Below are 20,156 nucleotides of genomic sequence, written 5' to 3' on the forward strand. Positions count from 1 at the left end.
ATTTCTTAATCACATATCTATAAGTTATAGACATAAAAAAACTACCTTTGACTATTTTTATAAAAATTCAAAGGTAATTTTTAATAAATTTCCCTAAAAGAATTTAGAAACATTCATTGTTTTACTCTATTTTGTATTCCTTTATCTTTCTCCACAATGTGGTTCTGCCCATTCCCAATTCTTTAGCTGCCTTTGTTTTAGACCAATTTGAATCTTCTAGAGCCCTTATAATTCTTTGTTTTTCATTGGAAGTATATTTATTTTCAATGGACATATTTTCAATTTCAAGGTTCAATACTTTTGTTAAAAGATCTTTATAATTGCAGAAAGTATATATTTTTTCTTTTAATATAACCATTGTTCTTTCTAATACATTCTCTAACTCTCTTATATTTCCATACCAATCATAATCCTTCAATAATTTGAAAATTTCATCCCATTTTTCCTTATTTTCACTATACAATTTGTAATCTTTTCTTTTTATAAAATGAACACCTATTTTCTTAATATCTTCTCTTCTTTTTCTCAGAGAAGGTAAAGTCAGTCTTAAAATATTTATTCTATAAAATAAATCCTTTCTAAATCTGCCTTTTTTAACTTCCATAGCCAAATTTGCATTGGTGGCAGCAACAACTCTCACATCTACAGGTATTATTTTGTCACTTCCCAATCTTCGTATTTCCTTTTCCTGTAAGACTCTAAGGAGCTGTGCCTGAAGAGGCAGTGGAATTTCAGCAATTTCATCTAAGAAAATAGTTCCTTCATGGGCCAATTCAAAAAGTCCAATTTTACCTCCTTTTTTTCCTCCTGTAAAGGTTCCTCCTTCATATCCAAATAGTTCAGATTCCAATATGCTTTCTGGAAGTGCCGCACAATTTATAGCAACAAAGGGTCTTGAATTTCTTAAGCTGTAATTATGTATGCTTTGTGCAAATAACTCCTTACCTGTTCCCGTTTCTCCATATATTAGTATGGTTGAAGATGTTTTCGCATAGCCCTTAGCAATATCAATAGTTTCCTTCATTGATTGACTGTCACTTATAATATCCTTAAAGGAATATTTAGCAAATAGACCTTTTTTAGCTAGTTTCCTTCTTATTTCCCTTTCATTCTCCTGAATTATTTTTATATCCTGAAATGTAGATACAGCCCCTCTAATTTCATTGTCAATAGAAATAGGAACTCTATTTATTGTTATATGCCTATTATTTATTTTTGTTATTTTATTAATTTCCTTTACACCGGTTTTTAATATATCTACTAATTTTAAATTGGGTATAAGATTATTAACATCTTTTCCTATGGCTTCTTCATAGGAAATATTCATTAATTTTTCTGCACAGGGATTAAATACATTTATCTTGTAATTTTCGTCAATTCCTATAATTCCATCATAGGAAAAATTCAAAACAGTTTTATATTTTTCCATTTGAACTTTATATTCATCGGATTTTCTTTTTTCTTCTTTTTGAATTTTGTAGACTTCTTTTGCAGTATTGATGGCGTTGACAATTGAATCCTTTGAAGAATTTATCCTTATATAATCAATATTATTTTTTTTACAATAAAACTCTGTTAATATCCCACCAATTCCCAATACAATGCCATCCTTTAATGCTTTTTTTACTAATTCTTCAGCCTCCATTTCATCTCTAAATATGTATTGTTTAATGGAAACGCTAATTAATTCACTGACAGTATCTATATCTTCAAATCTTTTGTTATAACAAAATACCCCTATCTTCTCTTTTATTTCCTTTGCTTTTTTTAAGGCATCCAGATAATCTCCCAAATTGTGGACTATATCTACTACAGGTAATTTTATTCTTTTTTGAATATATTTAGTATTGCCTCCTCTGCTTATAAAAACCTTATCCTCGTTTTCTCCAAGTTTTTTACATAAACTTACTGCTTCATCGAAGAATCCCGTGTAAACATCTATCTCCTCCTTCATTTCTTCAACAATAGCTTTTACTTTTTCAGTAAGTTCATTATAGGGAGAGATAACTACAATATTACTGGTCATAAAATTCACCTCTAATAGAAAATATTTGTAATTGAGCAAATTACATAATTTCTCAATTTTATACTTATATCATAATTCTAAAAATTCTAAATTGAAAAATCAAGTCTATAAACATTGAAAAAGGCAGAATTTTGTCAAATTATATTATTTTTTTCTTCTTAAAAAATTTTGCTTATTTTTTAAATCTTCAAATTTCTTCTTGACAATAAAAAATACTGTTGCTATAATCTTGTATAATTAAACAAAAAATTGATAATTCTTAATGTTATGACGGAGACCGGTATTTTATTTTATAGTCTCAGAGAATCGGTGGCTGGTGAAAACCGACACTATAATAATATACGTCTCACTCCCGAGCAGTGTCCTTGAACAGTTGATTTCTTATTAGAGGACAACGCCTGGCCCCGTTAAAGGCCTTAGCTTATTTTATCTTGGAAAGAGGTGTCCTTATTTTAGGATACAATTAAGGTGGTACCGCGGGTGTTTTCTCGTCCTTGAATATTTATTCAAGGGCGTTTTTTTAATACATTTTTAAAAGGAGGTCATTTATATGGGTATGACTATGACACAAAAAATACTAGCAGATCATGCCGGATTAAAGAGTGTAAAAGCAGGAGAATTTATTGAGGCAAATTTAGATTTGGTTTTAGGTAATGATATTACTACCCCTGTTGCAATTACTGAATTTAATAAAATGAGTTTTGATAAGGTTTTTGATAAGAAAAAAATTGCAATTGTTCCCGATCATTTTACTCCAAGTAAAGATATTAAGTCGGCACAACAATGTAAATGTGTAAGAGAATTTGCATATGATAAGAAAATTGAAAATTACTTTGAAATTGGAGAAATGGGCATTGAACATGCCTTGATCCCGGAAAAAGGTCTTGTTGTTCCAGGAGATGTGGTCATTGGAGCCGATTCCCATACTTGTACCTACGGTGCACTAGGGGCTTTTTCCACTGGAATTGGAAGTACTGATATGGCTGCAGGTATGGCCACCGGTAAATGTTGGTTTAAGGTTCCCGGGGCTTTAAAATTTGTTTTATCAGGAAAATTAAATAAATGGGTCAGTGGAAAGGATGTTATTCTCCATATCATTGGTATGATAGGAGTTGACGGAGCCCTTTATAAATCTATGGAATTTGTGGGAGAAGGATTAAAGAATTTATCTATAGATGACAGATTTACCATTGCCAATATGGCTATAGAAGCTGGAGGGAAAAATGGAATTTTCATGGTTGATGATATTACTTTAGATTATGTCAAGGAGCATTCCACTAAGGAGTATAAAATATACGCTCCAGATGAGGACGCCCAGTACGATGAGGTTTATGAAATAGACCTGTCTTCTATTCGTCCTACAGTTTCTTTCCCTCATCTGCCTGATAATACTCGCACTATCGATGAGGTGGGAGATGTGAAAATAGATCAAGTAGTTATAGGCTCATGTACAAATGGCCGCATAAGTGATTTAAGAAAAGCTGCTAAGATTTTAAAGGGGAAAAAAGTAAATAAAAAGGTTAGAACTATAATTTTTCCTGCCACTCAAAAAATTTATTTGCAAGCCCTTAGGGAAGGGCTTATCGAAGATTTCATAGAAGCTGGAGCTGTTGTAAGCACTCCTACATGTGGCCCCTGCCTGGGAGGACATATGGGAATCCTGGCAGAAGGTGAAAGAGCCGTAGCAACAACAAATCGTAATTTCGTTGGAAGAATGGGACATCCTAAATCTGAAGTATATTTAGCTAGTCCTCAGGTGGCAGCGGCCTCTGCTTTAACAGGTAAAATAACTAATCCAGAGGAAATAGAATAGGAGGATTAATATGAAGAAAAAAGGTAAAGTTTTTAAGTTTGGTGACAATGTAGATACTGACGTTATTATCCCTGCAAGATATTTAAATACTTCTGATCCTAAAGAATTGGCAGCCCACTGCATGGAAGATATAGATGGCACTTTTGCTTCTAAGGTTAAAAAAGACGATATAATCGTCGCCCATAAAAACTTTGGATGTGGTTCTTCAAGGGAGCATGCTCCCATATCCATTAAAGCATCAGGTATATCCTGTGTTATTGCAGCCACATTTGCCAGAATTTTTTATAGAAATTCCTTTAACATAGGCCTTCCCATACTGGAATGTGAGGAAGCCGCTTATGATATCGAAGGTGGTGACGAGGTTGAAGTAAACTTTAGCAGTGGTGAAATATTTAATTTAACTAAAAATAAAATTTATAAGGCTGAACCATTGCCAAGCTTTATGCAGGAAATCATAAATAAGGATGGATTGCTTAATTATATTTCACAGACTAAAGACATCTAGGACCTCTTTGAGGTTTCAAGTTGCAAGCTCCAAGTTGCAAGTTTTTTGGTCATTCTGTTAAGCAAAATAATATAAGTATGTTGCTAAGAAAATTAATAAATTATATTTACTATTACTTTACTATTACACAATTATAGGAGGTTGAATATATGAATTTTAATGTGGCTGTCATTCCCGGTGATGGCATTGGACCAGAGGTTACTGAGCAGGCCGTCCTTGTTCTAGAAAAGATTGGAGAGTTATATAATCACAGCTTTAATTTTACAGAGGTTTTAGCTGGAGGATCTGCTTATGATCTTAAGGGTACACCACTGCCACAGGAAACTATAGACATTTGTAAAAATAGTGATGCAGTTTTACTAGGAGCTGTTGGAGGGCCTAAATGGGATAATCTTCCTGGAAACTTAAGACCTGAAAAGGGACTATTGCAAATAAGAAAAGAACTTGGACTCTATGCAAACATACGTCCCGCAGTGCTTTTTGATCCATTAAAGGAAGCCTGCCCGTTAAAGCCAGAGCTTATTGAAGGCGGCTTTGACATATGTGTTGTTCGTGAATTAACTGGCGGTATGTATTTTGGAGAAAAGGGACGTAAAGAAACGGATATGGGCATGGCTGCATACGACACTGAGCTTTATAGCGAGCCCGAAGTAGATAGAATAGTTAGAAAAGCCTTTGAAATTGCAAGAAAAAGAAATAATAAGGTTACTAATATTGATAAGATGAATGTTCTTGAAAGCTCAAGACTTTGGAGGGAAGTAGTAAATAAAACCTACGAAGAATACTCAGATGTTACTTTAAATCATCTATTGGTAGATAATGCAGCTATGCAGCTTATACGTGACCCTAAACAATTTGATGTAATTGTAACTACTAATATGTTCGGCGACATATTGTCCGATGAAGCTAGTATGCTTACTGGTTCTATAGGTATGCTTCCATCTGCAAGTCTTGGAGAAGGCAAGTTTGGATTATATGAACCTATCCATGGCTCAGCTCCTGATATAGCTGGTCAGGATAAGGCAAATCCCCTTGCTACAATTCTTTCTACTGCCATGATGCTTAGATTCTCATTTGATCTAGAAAAAGAAGCTAAGGCAATAGAAGATGCAGTATTAAAAGTTCTTTCAGAGGGTTATAGGACTAAAGACATATATAGCAAAGGAACTAACTTAGTTGGATTAAAGGAAATGGGAAGACTAGTAGTTAGTTTTTGTAAATAGTAAAGATGAATTTATACATGTGAAAATTCTAAGATTATATTTTTTTATTTATTCAAAAACTTTACTTATTTTAGAATTTTTTAAATTTTTTATTGACAATCTATAATTACCCTGTTATAATTTTGGATAATTATAATAAAATGCTCATATTTAAAAGCTATGACGGAGACGGTGTTTTATATATCGTAGTTTTAGAGAGTCGGTGTCTGCTGAAAGCCGATACTACCTAATAAAGCACATATCACTCCCGAGCATTATCTTTGAAAACCTATATTGATGATGGTTAAACAAATTTACTTTTCAATTTGTTTCACTATATAGTAGAAGATGACGACTAGCCCCGTTAAAGGCTTAGGTTTGATGGAACTGAAAGAGAGGTGTCTAATTATAATTATTTAGATGCAATTAAGGTGGTATCGCGGGTATATACTCGTCCTTGAATTTTTTATTCAAGGACGTTTTTTTATTTTTAAACAATCTTTGAGAGGAGGCTTAAAATTGAACAAAAATATAAAAATATTTGACTCTACCCTAAGAGACGGTGCTCAAGGGGAAGGAATATCTTTTTCGGTAAGTGATAAGTTGAAAATTGTTAAAGCTTTAGATAATCTTGGTGTTACTTATATTGAAGCAGGTAATCCAGGATCAAATATAAAGGACCTGGAATTCTTTGAAAAATTAAAATCTATTAAACTAGAAACTTCTAAAATTGTTGCCTTTGGAAGTACAAGGAGAAAGAATATATCCACTCAAGAAGATACAAACATAACTTCATTACTTGAAGCAGAAACACCTACAATCGCAATATTCGGTAAATCATGGGATTTTCATGTAACAGATATTATAAAAACCAGCTTAAATGAAAATTTGAAAATGATTAATGACACCATTACCTTTTTTAAAGAAAAAGGTAAAGAGGTAATATTTGATGCTGAACACTTTTTTGACGGATATAAGTCAAATCCTGATTATGCATTAAAAGCACTAGCTTCAGCAGTAGATGCTGGGGCTGACGCTATTGTTTTATGTGATACAAATGGAGGTGTATTTCCCCAGGAAATATATGAAATAACCCAAAAGGTATGTGAATTATTTAATGTTGAAGTTGGTATTCACTGTCATAATGACTGTGGAATGGCTGTTGCTAATTCAATCATGGGAGTTAAGGCAGGTGCTGTCCATGTTCAAGGAACTTATATTGGCTTTGGTGAAAGATGTGGAAATGCAAATCTTTCAACAATAATTCCAAATTTACAGCTAAAAATGAAGCTTTCCTGTATTCCCCACAAGCAAGTAAAAAATATTACTTCTACTGCAAGATATATTTCAGAAATAAGTAATTTAAAATTAATAAATGGAATGCCTTATGTAGGTAATGGAGCCTTTGCTCATAAAGGTGGAATGCATGTTGATGGAGTAGCAAAGGCTTCCCATTCCTTTGAGCATATTTCTCCTGAGATTGTTGGTAATAAAAGAAGGTTCTTGATGTCGGAAGTTTCTGGAAAAAGCACTGTACTTCCACTTATAAAAAAGGTTGACAGTACAATATCAAAGAACTCACCGGAAACGCAAAGCATAATAGATAAACTAAAGGAATTGGAGCATATGGGATACCAGTACGAAGGTGCAGAAGCTTCATTTGAACTGGTAATACGAAAGCTCCTTAACAAATATGTATCCCCCTTTAAAATAGATTCCTTTAAAACCATTGGAGAGCACTCTATAATAGGAGGAAATTTCACAGCTTCAAGTATCATAAAGGTCATTGTCGATAAAAAGGAAGAAATCACAGCAGAACAAGGAAATGGTCCAGTAAATGCTTTAAATAAATCTCTGAAAAAGGCTTTGGAAGTTTTTTATCCAGAGCTTAAAGAAGTACATTTAACTGACTATAAGGTTAGAGTTTTAGATGCTGAAAATGCCACATCAGCAAAGGTTAGAGTTTTAATAGAATCCACCGATGGCAAAAAAACATGGACCACCATAGGTGTTTCTACTGATATTATTGAAGCCAGTTTGCTTGCCTTAAAGGACTCAATTGAATATAAGCTTATGATGTAGAAAGGCTTATGTTGATCTATATATGATGGGTATAGTGAATTAAGGGGATGTTGGGAAATATTCTATTTGACTTTTATTTCCCAACATCTTATGTGTATTCTCTTAGCTTCTCTTTTCACTTATTGCCTCTAATATCTTTTCCGGTGTTGCTGGTAAAGATGTTATATTAATATTAAGTGCATTATTTATTGCATTTATTATGGCTGGAGCAGCAGCTACTGCACAAATCTCTCCAATGCTTTTAGCTCCATAGGGCCCATATTCATCTTCTTTTTCTATAAGCTCTATCCTTACATTTGGCATATCCGGTGCATTTATTACATGATATTTTGAAAAGTTTAATGACTTGACTTTTCCCTTATCATCTATTAATATTTCTTCACTTAAGGCATAGCCTATACTCATTTGGACCCCACCTTGTATTTGTCCTTCAACGAAGCTTTTATTAATTGCCTTTCCTATATCATGAGCAGCTAATAAATCTATTACTTTAACTAATCCAGTTAAAGTGTCAACTTCAACTTCAGCAAAATTTGCCCCATAAACACCGGGATTAGCTGGAGATTTGTAGGTATACGTTACATTAATATCATCTTCAAGTATATTTTGCATTTTTACTATCATTTGTCCATAGCTTACTTTTTCATTTTCATTTTCCTTATTCCATACATAGCCATTTTCCATAATGACATTTGTCTTTGAACAATTTAATATATTTGAAGAATTAGAAATAAATTTTTCCCTTGCCATTTCTGATATTTTCTTGGCACATCCACCGCATACATAGGTTACCCTACTTGCCTGGGTACCTGCAGAATCATAGGGACTCATAAAAGTATCCCCTTCTGGTGCAATCACTTTATCGGGATGAATATCCAGTGCCTCGGCCACTATTTGTTTTATAGATGTTACTGTACCACAGCCTAAATCATGTATGGCAGATTTTAAAATAACCCTATCATCATCGGTCATTCTTAGTGTCATAGTAGTAAAATCTGGATAGGCCCCATGATATCCATTTCCATGGGTTGCACAGGCCATACCAACTCCCTTTACAAACCGTCCTGTACTTTTGGGTCTATTCCATTTTTCCTTCCACCTAAATTTTTCCGCTCCTTTTTTTACACAATCTATTGCCCTGGCATTACCTAAATCCGGACCTCCAATGGGATCTCTATCATAGGGCTCAACTAAATTTCTTAATCTAATTTCTACAGGGTCCATATTTAGTCCCCTTGCAGCATTATTCATATTTATTTCACTTATTGCGTGGATTTGTGGGGACCCATATCCTCTACAGGCACCTCCTACAATTGTATTTGTATATACTGAAGTTACATTAAATCTTTGATTTTTGATTTTATACAATCTAAAGGCTTTTTTTGCCATAGCCATGGCCACAGCCGATCCATTAGTATAATATGCACCTCCATCAACTTTAACATCAATATCCCTTGCAAGTATTAATCCATCCTTATCTACTGCTGTTTTTACAACTGCTTTGGTTGCATTTCTACTTCTTGTACCTATTATAGCCTGGGTTCTATCGGTAATAAGTCTAACTGGACGACCTGTTTTCTTTGCCAAAAACCCACATATGGGCTCTAATATAGGAAGGCCCTTCCCTCCAAAAGACCCTCCCATTGGAGCTTTTATTACTCTAATCTTATGCAAGGGCATGTCTAATGCTTCAGAAGTAATGAGCTGTACTTGAAATACCACTTGACATGGTGTCCATATGGTTATGTCTCCAAAGCTATCGGCAGCTGCCAGACAAACATGGGGTTCTATGGCTGCATGATGCTGCTTTGGTGTAGAAATTTTATCTTCGAAAACATAACTTGCATTTTCAAAAACTTTATGAGAATCTCCGGATTTTATTTCTTTTCGAAATATAATATTTTCTCTATCATGGATTTTTATAGAATCTTCCTTTAAAGCTTCTTCTATGCTTGTAATAGCAGGCAGCTGTTCGTATTCAACATCTATTAAACTTATAGCCTTCTCCACGGTATACATATCCTTTGCCACAACTGCTGCTATCCTGTCACCAAAATACCTTGCCTTGTCGGATAATAATAATTCGTCTTTTGGTACCTCAATACCTTTATACCATTTATGGGAATTATAATAGTTTTTTGGTACATCTTTATAAGTGAATATTTCTACTACTCCCGGTAATTTTTTAGCTTTAGAGGTATCTATTTTTACTATATTTCCATGGGCAACATTACTTAATAGCAGTTTTGCATATAGCATGCCATCTAATCTCATATCACCGACAAATTGTATTTTTCCCGTTGCTTTTTCTTTAACATCATGTCTAGGTATGGATTTCCCAATATATTTCAATTCCTTTTTCATTATTGACTTCCTCCCAAAGCTTTATCTTCAAATAATTGCAGGTAAATATCATGGGCAACACCCTTTATGGCTTCCCTTTTATAGGGCCGAGACTTCCTGCCTTCTATGGCCATATCAACCTGTTTAGTTAGAGCATTGGAAAAATCCGTCAGCAACTGTTTTGATGGCTTTTTATTTATTAAGGCTTTTTCTGCAATTTGAGACCTGAAGGTTTTTGCTCCTAAAGCTCCTAAAAATACTCTTGCCTTTTCCACTATTTCTCTTTCATAATTAAATTTTATAACTGCAGCAGCATTAATTTTGGATATTGTAACTGCCCTTCTGCTCCCTAGCTTTGTAAAGGCTGAATTATAATTTTTCTTTATTTTAGGAACTACTATCTCAATAATAGCTTCATCTTTTTTCAAATTATTTTTACCGGAGCCAATTATAACTTCATCAAGGGTCTTTTCTTCAATATTTCCTTTGCCATTTGCTACTCTTACAAGTCCGCCCATTGCCATAAGGGGCGGAACTGTATCTGCACATGGGGAAGAATTGGCTATATTTCCAGCTATAGTTCCTCTATTTCTGATCTGGGTTGAACCAACACGACTAGCACCTCTTTGAAGGGCTGGAGCATATTTTTTCACTATTTCATTTTCACTTATTCTGGTTAATGTGGTGGCAGAGCCTATTTTTATAAATTTTTCTTCTTCTCTTATATAATCAAGTTCCTTAATTCCCATTAGGTCAATTATCACTCCGGAAAAAATATTTCTTTTCCTTAATTGAATAATTAAATCCGTTCCCCCCGATATAAGCCAGGTATCTTCATGAATATCCTTTAGACAGTTGATTAATTCCTGTAAATTTTCAGGAGTCTTAACTGACATTTCATTCATTTTTCTCCTCCTATCATAATTGCAAATTACATTTTCCTATATGTTATAAAAACCCTTGGAAAGGAAATTTCATAGGATAATTATTTAAGTTTGATTTCCGCCTATATATCCATCACTGCATTTACAATCTTTGTGTAACCGGTACACCTACATAGATTTCCTTCTATGGCTCTTTTGATTTCTTCTTCCGTTGGATTTGGATTTTTCATTAGTAATGCTTTACATGACATAAGCATTCCTGGAGTACAGTAGCCACATTGTATAGCACCATTTCTCATGAAAGATTTTTGCAGCTCATCAAGCTCTCCATTTTTTTCTAAGCCTTCTGTAGTAATTATTTCTTTACCTCTAGCTTGTATTGCTAATACGGTGCAGGAGGTTACCGCTTCTTTATCCATTATTACAGTACATGCACCACATTCACCCTCTGAACATCCTTCTTTTACACTAGTTAATCCTAAATCGTCTCTGAGTACATCTAAAAGTCTAGCTCTAGGCTCTATTTCCAGTATTTCCTTTGACCCATTTACTATAAATTCTAGCTTCATACTATGCCTCCTTACTTTTAAAGCCCTTATCTCTTTTTATTTAATAAATTAACTCGTTGTGCTGGTTATCAGTTGTATTTAAAATAAATTATATATAGATGTACACCAATAAAATTTAAAGAAGAAAGCTGCATCTAAGTTTTCCTGCTATGAGATTTTGGAGTACATCTACATAATTTTTACCTTTAAGCTTCTAAGCTAGATATTTTTTCCTTCTCATCCATAGGTTTATCTATTTTTTCAATTGTCCATCCAGTATAGCCTAAAATTATTGCAACTATGGGGTTCACTAAATTTAATATGGCATAGGGGGCATATGCCATAGGTCCAACTCCTAAGGCTCCTATTAAGAAAGCTGCATCAGTACTCCATGGAACAAGGGGTGCCACCAATGTCCCTGAATCTTCCAATGTTCTTGATAGATTTTTAGGATGGAGCCCTCTTTCTACATAAACATCCTTATACATCCTTCCAGGCAAAACTAAGGCAACATATTGAACTCCTGTAGTAAAATTAGTAAAAATACATGTGAAGATTGTTGCTGTTATTAATGAACCATCACTCTTTGCAGCTTTAAGTATTTTTTCAGCCACTATACTTATCATTCCCGTTTTTTCCACTATACCTGCAAAGGAAAGGGCAATTAATACTAAAGAAACTGTCCACATCATACTTTGAATACCACCACGATTTATAAGCTTATCTACTGTTTCAACACCAGTATTAGCTGAATATCCGCCATTAACAACGGCAATGATTTGAGATAATCCCGCTCCCTGGAATACAGCTGCACATATAGCCCCTAATAAAGAGCTTCCAATTAAACCGGGCATTGCAGGAATCTTCTTTATTACCATAATAATAACTAAAACCGGTGGAATTAATAAAATCGGAGTGATTGTAAATTGTTTTTCAAAGGTATTAAGCAATAAGTCAATAGAATTTGCATCAATATTTTTTCCTGCAAATTTTATTCCCAAAAGTCCATATATTATTAAAGTAATGGCATAGCTGGGGCCAGTTGTGTAAATCATATGCTTTATATGATCGAAAATATCAGCACCTGCCATTGCCGGAGCCAAATTTGTTGTATCAGATAATGGTGACATTTTGTCGCCAAAATATGATCCGGAAATAATTGCACCTGCCACTATTCCCGGTGATATACCTAATCCCATTCCAACTCCCATAAGGGCTATACCAACGGTTCCTGCTGTAGACCAGGAACTGCCTGTGGCAAGGGCAATAATAGAACATATCAGGCATGTTGCTATTAAAAATATTCCCGGTGATAATATCCTTAATCCATAGTAAATCATAGTAGGTACAATACCGCCTAATATCCATGTTCCTATTATAGTACCTATAATTAGCAAAATAAGTATAGCCTGGGTAGACATTTTTATTGTCTCAGCTATTCCCTCTTCAATAAATTCCCATTTATAACCGGACTTTACTGCAATAACTGCTGCCACTATAGCTGCAGCCAATATTGGTACATGGGGTGCTCCTTTAAATATCACAATAGTAGTTATTAAGGAAATAATTAAAAATAGAAAAACAAATACAGCCTGTGAGAATGTCACCTTTCTCGCAGATTCACTCAAAATAAAAACCTCCTTTAATTTTATTTTTTATAAAGATAAGCAGCAGGTGCATTATCTAAATGGTGCACTATTTACAAATTAAATGTGCACCATTAGTTAGTATTTAAAGCAAAGTTCCTATTTTCTCTTCTACCTTTTCAAGAATTGCACCGGTTTTTGCAAACTCAATTGCCGGCTGAGATAAAGATGGCATATATGTGTCATCATTCTTAAAGGGTATTGCTTCACTTAACATTTCATATGCAATTCGAGTACCCTCACCTAGTTTAAATTGTCCTAAATCATTTTCTGTAATAAAAATTGCCCTAGCAGCCAATAAATATTCAATACCAAGTATCTTAGGTAAATTTTCTATTATTTGCCTTGCTTTTCTACAGGCCCAGGGAGCCATGCTAACATGATCCTCCTGATTACTTTTAGTAGGAATTGTATCTACGCTTGCAGGGAAGCATAATGTTTTATTTTCAGAGGCCACTGCTGCTGCTGCACAAGAAATTACTGGGTAGCCACAGTTAAGTCCAACAGGATCTCCTACTAGCATAGGTGGTAATCCATAGTTAAGGGTAGAATCACAAAGACTAAAGATTCTTCTTTCTGAAATATTTCCGATTTCAGCCAGAGACATAGATAAAATATCCATTGCAAATGCAATAGGCTCTCCATGGAAATTACCTCCACTTAAAAACTCCAGTTCACCTTTTTCATTCCAAAATACTAATGGATTATCGGTGGCCGCATTGATTTCTCTTTCTAAAATTTCTTTAATATAAGCCATATTGTCTCTACATGCACCCTGAACCTGAGCCATGCAGCGTAAAGAATACAAGTCTTGAACCCTTGGCTGGTAATTTGGATGTAAAACATCATATTTTAAATGCACCTTTCTAGCTTCTTCTGTTACACGCTGGCTATCTTTAACAATTTTACGAACATTCTGGGCACATTTGATTTGGCCTTTTTGTCTTCTTACAAGGTGAATTCTTTCATCAAAGGCTGCCATTTCACCGCGCATAGCTTCTAGACTCAATGCTCCACTGATTTCGGCTTCTCTTATTATTTTTTCTGCATCATAATAATTTAAAGCCGCCATACCAGCAAACATTGTTGTTCCATTTATAAGGGCTAAGCAATCCTTGGCCTTCAATTGAAACTCAATTGGAGTAATGCCTGCTCTTTTTAATGCTTCCTTTGCAGAAATTCTTTCTCCATTATAAAAGGCCTCTGCTTCTTCATATCCTATTAATACAGAAGTCATATGGGCTAAGGGTGCCAGATCTCCACATGCTCCTACAGAGCCTTGAATTGGAATTACAGGATGAACACCTTTATTTAACATCTCTAATAATCTGTCTATAACCTCTATTCGTAGCCCCGATACTCCTTGACAAAAAGCATTGAGTCTTACAAGCATTGTGGCCCTAACTATTTCCTGGGAAGCTGGCTCTCCAACTCCTCCACAATGGGACATTACAATATTGTTCTGGAAGATATCGTTTTCTTCCATGCTGATATTATAGTCTTTTAGCTTACCAACACCAGTATTAAATCCATAAATAGGTGGTGCATCGCTTCTCATCCAGTTCTTTTCAATATATTCCCTTACTTTTATAATTTCATCTCTACATTTCTTTGCAATTTCCACTTGTATATTTTTTCTGGCAACATTAACAACATCTTCTATTGTTAAATTCTGGCCATCTAATATTAATTTATCCATCATCATTCCTCCTAGTTTTCTTTTGTTTTAATGTTAACATCCATAAATCAAATTTCTGCCAAAATAAATAACGCTATCTTGATTAGATAGCGTCTAAGCTCCGTCAAAAACGTTAATTATGCAAGTTTCTCACTTAAGCATATTCTTCCAATTCCTTTAATATATTGGAATCTATTGGACTCTCAACATATTTTAAATATTCTAAGGCCTTATTACAATAATATGATAAGGGCTTAGATAAGTAATCTTTAAAAACCTCATTTGCCTTTATATTTTTATTTATTTCATATCTGATTTTGGCCATTATACGGTAGACCACACCTATTTCATAGGGACTTTTTAATTTTTTAGCAAATCTATAAGCCTTTTTCAAATGAACAATTGAAAGCTTAAACTCCTCTTTATGAAATAATAATAATGCATAATAACTGTGGGCCAACGACCTTAACCATAGGGCATCGATTTGATCGAAACAACTTATAGCAGCAGATAAATATTTTTCTGCTTTTTCATAATACCTAGCATCATAGGCAGCTTGACCTGCATTGGTATTAAATACCGATAGTCCTTCTACTAAACCTTTCTTTTCATATACATTTATTGCTTTTTCATAATATTTTAATGCTCCATTATAATCCTGTCTATGTCTTTTGCTTTCTCCAATCCAATTGTAGGATGCTGCAAGATTGGACAGATATTTTTCTTTTTCCTCTGAAGCCATGAAAACATCAATAGATTTTTGCAGTAGGTCTTCCCCTTCTTTAAATTTACCCTCCATTATCTTGAGAAGTCCTTCCAGTCTCCACCAAATAGCAATTTCTTCCAGGCAATTAAATTTTTTCACCTTTTCAAGGGCTTTTTGAATTGTTTCATCCATTTCATTAGTTTTATAAGTATTAATATAATAGCACATCAATTGCCTGTATCCTCTTATTTCATCCATAGTAGAGTTATATTTTATACCAATATCAATTAAATCATTAATATATTTAAGGCCCTTTTCATATTCTCCCTGACGAATATAAAATCTTCCCATCATATGAAGGTACTGTGAAATTAAATTTATATTTTCATCTGTAGAATTATTTTCTTTTACTTCATTAATCAGCTCTTCCATTTTTTTTAAATCATTTTGAACTTGTTCGTGGGTATAACTATTTTTAAGAACCAATTGTTTTTCACCATTACTAAAATATAATAGGGGAAAACTCTCCTGTTTTAGTTGTAAATATTCATATAAATATTTAATATTGTATTTTAAGGCTTTATATTTTTTACCACATCTTTCAAAATGATAAATTAGTTTAGAATATAGTAAAACATCTCGCTTATTGTTTTTAAGACATTCCTCAAGTACTTCTGCAGCACGATTGTGTAAAACTCTCTTTTTAGAAAGTGACATGGTGGCATAAACATAATCTCTAACTTTTTGATGGTTAAATACATAATGAAATTCTTCTAGGCTGCCTTTTTCTAATATTAGATTTTTTTTACACAGCTCATCAATTATATCTACTAATTCAAAACCATCTATTAATGATATTTTTTCAAGCATTTCAAAGCTTACTTTATCAAAGAATATAGAAATAATATCTAAAATTTTCTTTCCCTTTGTGGAAATTGCCATAATCCTATTTTTTAAAATATCTTGAATTTTAGGAGGTATATCCTTCAAATCTCTATTTTCTTTAATATTGTTCAATACTTCAACAAGAAAAAGAGGATTTCCCTCGGTTTCTTTATATATCATTTTCTTGAATTTCGCAGGTAATTTATAGTCTGGCAAAACTTTTTTTACAAATTCAATTGTCTCTCTATTATTAAATCTTTCAAGAAAAATCTTATCTATGACTTCATATTTATACATTTCCAATAGGAATGATTCTACTTTTTTACGATAAACAGTTCTACAGGCTATAATAAAAAATATTGACTTATTTTTATCATTTATCATTATGTTTCTAACTAAAGATATACTTATATCATCGGCCCACTGAAAATCATCTATATAAATAATTATTCTTTTTTTACATGAAATAATATCTAGTAAATCTATGATAGCTCTTTCGATAGCCTGATATTTAATAAAATCAAATTTTTCAATATAATGTGTTGATGGGATATTCTCTTCTATATTAAAATCAGGAAAAATAGACGTAATAATATTAGTTATTTTTCTAGGAATCTTTATGTTTTCAATTCTAATAATTTTGGATATCTGCTCGAATATTTTATACCAGGGTTTAAATATATATTGTTCCTCTGCCCTGTAACACTGGGTAAACAATTTGTATTCCTTAGAAGTATTATTTATTTTAATTAAAAATTCATCTACTGTTTTGCTTTTACCAATACCCTCTTCACCCATCAATAAAATTGATTTTGACCAATTTTTATTATGAAAATTTCTATAATTTAAAATCATTTTATTTAGTTCTTCTTCTCGGCCATAAAAAATATTTCCTCCGTTACATCCTTTCTCTTTTACATTCTTTTCTTTTTTTTCTTTGATGCTTTGTCTATTTTTTTTCAGTTTTACTTCTTCAATTTCTTTATCTCTCATTACTTTTACTTCATTAATTAATACTTCTGTTGTTTTATCCGGTGATATTAGAAGCTCATTATGTAATAGAGCTTCTAACTGCTGATACAAGGACATGCATTTACTATATGCCCCTTGTCTTTTATATATTTCTATTAACAGCCTATAGGCCCTTTCATCAAATTCATCTTTCTTGATTAATATTTTACAATATTTTTTAGCTGAAAAATATTCTTCTCTTTCAATATATTCTTCAATTACTTTAATTAGTTTATCTGCAAAAATATCTTTATATTCTTGCCTCTTAAATTCAACCCATTCTTCAAATTGACTGCTGTCTTTAATATTAAAACCTTGTAGAAAATCTCCTTTGTAAAAATTTAGTATCTGATAATTTTGAGTATTTAAGAATCTATTTAGATCAGTGTCTCCTAGATATGAAGAATTAATTTCAATAATATCTTTTCCCTTCGATAATATAAAATCCTTTCCAAATATTTTTCTAATAATATAAATGGCATTTCTAAGATTCTTTTTAATAAGTATTTCATCATTAATATTCCCCCAAAATAAATTTCCAAGATAATCTCTATTGGATATTTTATTAACTATAAGGTAATAAAGTAACCCTTCAGATTTTTTATAGGGAAAATAAATCTCTTCCTTTTCAATTAATATCTTTGGTTTTCCAAACAGGGTGATCTTTAGTGCTTTTTTATAATTATTATCACTCACATACTATCCCCCTCACAGTAGAAAAGATTTTACTTATATCTTATAGATATTCCAGTAAAACAATTAAGTTTTACTATGGGAAATCTATATAACTAGTTTATTCTAAAAAATCATAATTTTCAATACACACTTGATTTAATTAGATTTATTTTATTAAATTCTATTGGCGTATATCATCTATAGATATTCCAGTAAAACAGTTAATTTATACATCTCAAAAATCCTTAGAAACACTGGATATTTTGATACGTATAAATTAAGTTTTTCTATGGGAAATCTATATAGATATTCCAGTAAAACAGTTAATTGAGCAAATTGCATAATTACCTTCAGTAAAAACTATCTACTACATATAGTTTAAAAATCTCCAAAGACATACCATATATATTATGCAACCCAGCTAAGTTAGAATTATGCAATTTCCTCAATTTATATTTTTGTCTAAATATTGACTCAAAGCCCATCTATAAATTGACCCATATTTGACGGTGTAATGATATAAATTTAAATAACAGAATTTTATTTTTATTGCGACAATTATTAGGAGGTGAATTAGCTTTAGACAAACTTCAAAAATGAAAGGAGGAAGAAATCTGGAGTTATGTAGTTTTTAAATCAAGTACTATATGCTTTATGTCTTCTAATACATTAAATTAAGGTGGGATAAATCATGGTAATTGCTAATGTTTTAGAAAAAATAGTTGGTATATTATGGGGAACACCTCTATTAGTGGCTCTAGTGTCTATAGGTTTATTCTTAACAATTAAAAGTGGATTTTGGCAGTTCAGATATTTTAAGCATGCATGGAAATATACCTATTCTATTTTAAAAAATAACAAATCCGATGATAAGGATCAAAGCGGTATTTTAAGCTCCTATCAAGCCATAGCCACGGCATTGGGTTCAGCGGTGGGAATAGGAAATATAGCTGGTGTGGCCAGTGCCATTGCTTTAGGAGGCCCAGGAGCTTTATTCTGGATGTGGGTTTGTGCATTGATTGGAATGGTAACAAAAATGGCTGAAATAACTTTAGCTCTCCATTATCGTACAAATGACCCTAATAAAGAAGCCTATGGAGGGCCAACCTATTATATTGAAAAAGGATTTAAGGAAAAGGGATATTTCGGATGGAAACCACTTGCTTTCTTATTCGGTATTGGTATAATGAGCGATTATTTCCTCGGAATGTCAGCCTACACAATTTCAGAAGCTGTAAGTGTAACCTTTAATATAAATCAAATTGTGGTAGGTATTGGTTTTGCAATTTTATTGTATGCAGTAATTTTAGGGGGTATACAAAGACTAGGTCGTGTTTTATCTTTAGTAGTACCTTTTATGGCTTTATTCTATATATTAGCTGGTTTATTAATTATACTTAAAGATATATCATCATTACCTGGAACCTTTGCATTGATATTCAAATCTGCCTTTGTTCCTATGGCCCCTGTTGGCGGCTTTGCAGGAGCAAGTATATCCCTTGCCCTAAGAACTGGAATAGCAAGGGGTGTTTATAGTAATGAAGCCGGCTGGGGAACTGCTGCTATGATTCATTCAACAGCTAAAGTTGACCATCCTGTGAAACAAGGACTACTGGGAATTGTTGAAGTTTTTATTGATACAATGATTGTTTGCAGTATTACAGGTCTAGTAATCATTAATACTGGCGTGTGGAGCTCTGGTCTTTCAAGCTCAGCACTGGCATTAAAAGCTTTTGAAAAGGGTCTTGGAACCTGGGGCTCAATAATACTTACATTAGGTATATTTTTACTTGGCTGGACTTCAGTAACTGCTAAGTATACTAATTATGAAATTATTTTAAGACATGTATTCGGTTTGAATAAAAAAGTCAGAACAACTGTAATTAAAATAATGAGATATGGTGTTCCTCTTCCCGGCCTATTCTTAACCATATACGCAGTTAAAAACGGAATCCCATCATCAATTGTTTGGCTATTTGCCGACATGGTTACAGGAATTCCAACCTTCGTCAATATTATTGCATTATTCCTTTTAAGTGGAAAATTCTTTGAACTATTAAAAAATTATACTCAGAAATATATTCTTAAGACCTCAGATAATAAGGAAAATACAAAACTATTTTATAATGAGTAAACTGGAGTGAAGGATATA

The 20,156-nt window shown here is 32.9% G+C and carries 12 protein-coding genes and 2 other annotated features; of the genes, 5 read left to right on the forward strand and 7 right to left on the reverse strand.

What is annotated here, in order from left to right; all coding sequences use genetic code 11:
- Nucleotides 1-121: 121 nt before the first annotated feature.
- The gene (locus tag B5X81_RS18465) at nt 122-2,026 is read right to left on the reverse strand and encodes a sigma 54-interacting transcriptional regulator (protein ID WP_079493835.1); all 1,905 of its coding nucleotides are present in this window, start codon (nt 2,024-2,026) and stop codon (nt 122-124) included.
- A 258-nt stretch (nt 2,027-2,284) separates the two neighbouring features.
- Nucleotides 2,285-2,525 (forward strand) — a binding site (T-box leader).
- Nucleotides 2,526-2,576: 51 nt separating this feature from the next.
- Between B5X81_RS18465 and leuC the strand changes: the two genes are divergently transcribed.
- The 4 genes from leuC (at nt 2,577) to cimA (ending at nt 7,628) form a co-directional block, all read left to right on the forward strand.
- Nucleotides 2,577-3,839 (forward strand): 3-isopropylmalate dehydratase large subunit, encoded by a 1,263-nt coding sequence (gene leuC, locus B5X81_RS18470; RefSeq protein ID WP_079493837.1) that lies wholly within the window; start codon nt 2,577-2,579, stop codon nt 3,837-3,839.
- 10 nt (nt 3,840-3,849) lie between these two features.
- Nucleotides 3,850-4,344, forward strand: a complete 495-nt coding sequence (gene leuD, locus B5X81_RS18475; protein WP_079493839.1) for a 3-isopropylmalate dehydratase small subunit — start codon at nt 3,850-3,852, stop codon at nt 4,342-4,344.
- A 149-nt stretch (nt 4,345-4,493) separates the two neighbouring features.
- Nucleotides 4,494-5,567 carry a 3-isopropylmalate dehydrogenase gene (leuB, locus tag B5X81_RS18480; RefSeq protein ID WP_079493840.1) on the forward strand — a complete coding sequence of 358 codons (1,074 nt, stop codon included), beginning with the start codon at nt 4,494-4,496 and terminating at the stop codon, nt 5,565-5,567.
- Between the two features lie 150 nt (nt 5,568-5,717).
- Nucleotides 5,718-6,008: a binding site (T-box leader), on the forward strand.
- 57 nt (nt 6,009-6,065) lie between these two features.
- Nucleotides 6,066-7,628, forward strand: coding sequence for a citramalate synthase (gene cimA / locus B5X81_RS18485; RefSeq protein WP_244282154.1), 1,563 nt, complete (start codon nt 6,066-6,068; stop codon nt 7,626-7,628).
- A gap of 102 nt (nt 7,629-7,730) precedes the next feature.
- On the opposite strand, the gene B5X81_RS18490 is transcribed toward cimA, so the two are convergent.
- From B5X81_RS18490 to B5X81_RS18515, 6 genes are all read right to left on the reverse strand, one after another.
- Nucleotides 7,731-9,992, reverse strand: coding sequence for a xanthine dehydrogenase family protein molybdopterin-binding subunit (locus tag B5X81_RS18490; protein WP_079493844.1), 2,262 nt, complete (start codon nt 9,990-9,992; stop codon nt 7,731-7,733).
- Complete coding sequence (locus B5X81_RS18495) at nt 9,992-10,876, reverse strand: FAD binding domain-containing protein (RefSeq protein ID WP_079493846.1); 885 nt, start codon at nt 10,874-10,876, stop codon at nt 9,992-9,994. The genes B5X81_RS18490 and B5X81_RS18495 overlap by 1 nt, the downstream gene beginning before the upstream one ends.
- Before the next feature lie 101 nt (nt 10,877-10,977).
- Nucleotides 10,978-11,424, reverse strand: coding sequence for a (2Fe-2S)-binding protein (locus B5X81_RS18500; RefSeq protein ID WP_079493848.1), 447 nt, complete (start codon nt 11,422-11,424; stop codon nt 10,978-10,980).
- A 185-nt stretch (nt 11,425-11,609) separates the two neighbouring features.
- The gene (gene nhaC / locus B5X81_RS18505; RefSeq protein ID WP_079493851.1) at nt 11,610-13,031 is read right to left on the reverse strand and encodes a Na+/H+ antiporter NhaC; all 1,422 of its coding nucleotides are present in this window, start codon (nt 13,029-13,031) and stop codon (nt 11,610-11,612) included.
- Between the two features lie 103 nt (nt 13,032-13,134).
- The gene (locus tag B5X81_RS18510; protein WP_079493852.1) at nt 13,135-14,748 is read right to left on the reverse strand and encodes an HAL/PAL/TAL family ammonia-lyase; all 1,614 of its coding nucleotides are present in this window, start codon (nt 14,746-14,748) and stop codon (nt 13,135-13,137) included.
- Nucleotides 14,749-14,881: 133 nt separating this feature from the next.
- Entirely contained in the window at nt 14,882-18,025 is a 3,144-nt protein-coding gene (locus B5X81_RS18515) for an AAA family ATPase (RefSeq protein ID WP_079493854.1), read from the reverse strand.
- A gap of 670 nt (nt 18,026-18,695) precedes the next feature.
- Between B5X81_RS18515 and B5X81_RS18520 the strand changes: the two genes are divergently transcribed.
- Nucleotides 18,696-20,138 (forward strand): alanine/glycine:cation symporter family protein, encoded by a 1,443-nt coding sequence (locus B5X81_RS18520; RefSeq protein ID WP_079493855.1) that lies wholly within the window; start codon nt 18,696-18,698, stop codon nt 20,136-20,138.
- Nucleotides 20,139-20,156: the final 18 nt, after the last annotated feature.

The organism is Maledivibacter halophilus, from assembly GCF_900167445.1.
GTDB lineage: Bacteria > Bacillota > Clostridia > Peptostreptococcales > Caminicellaceae > Maledivibacter > Maledivibacter halophilus.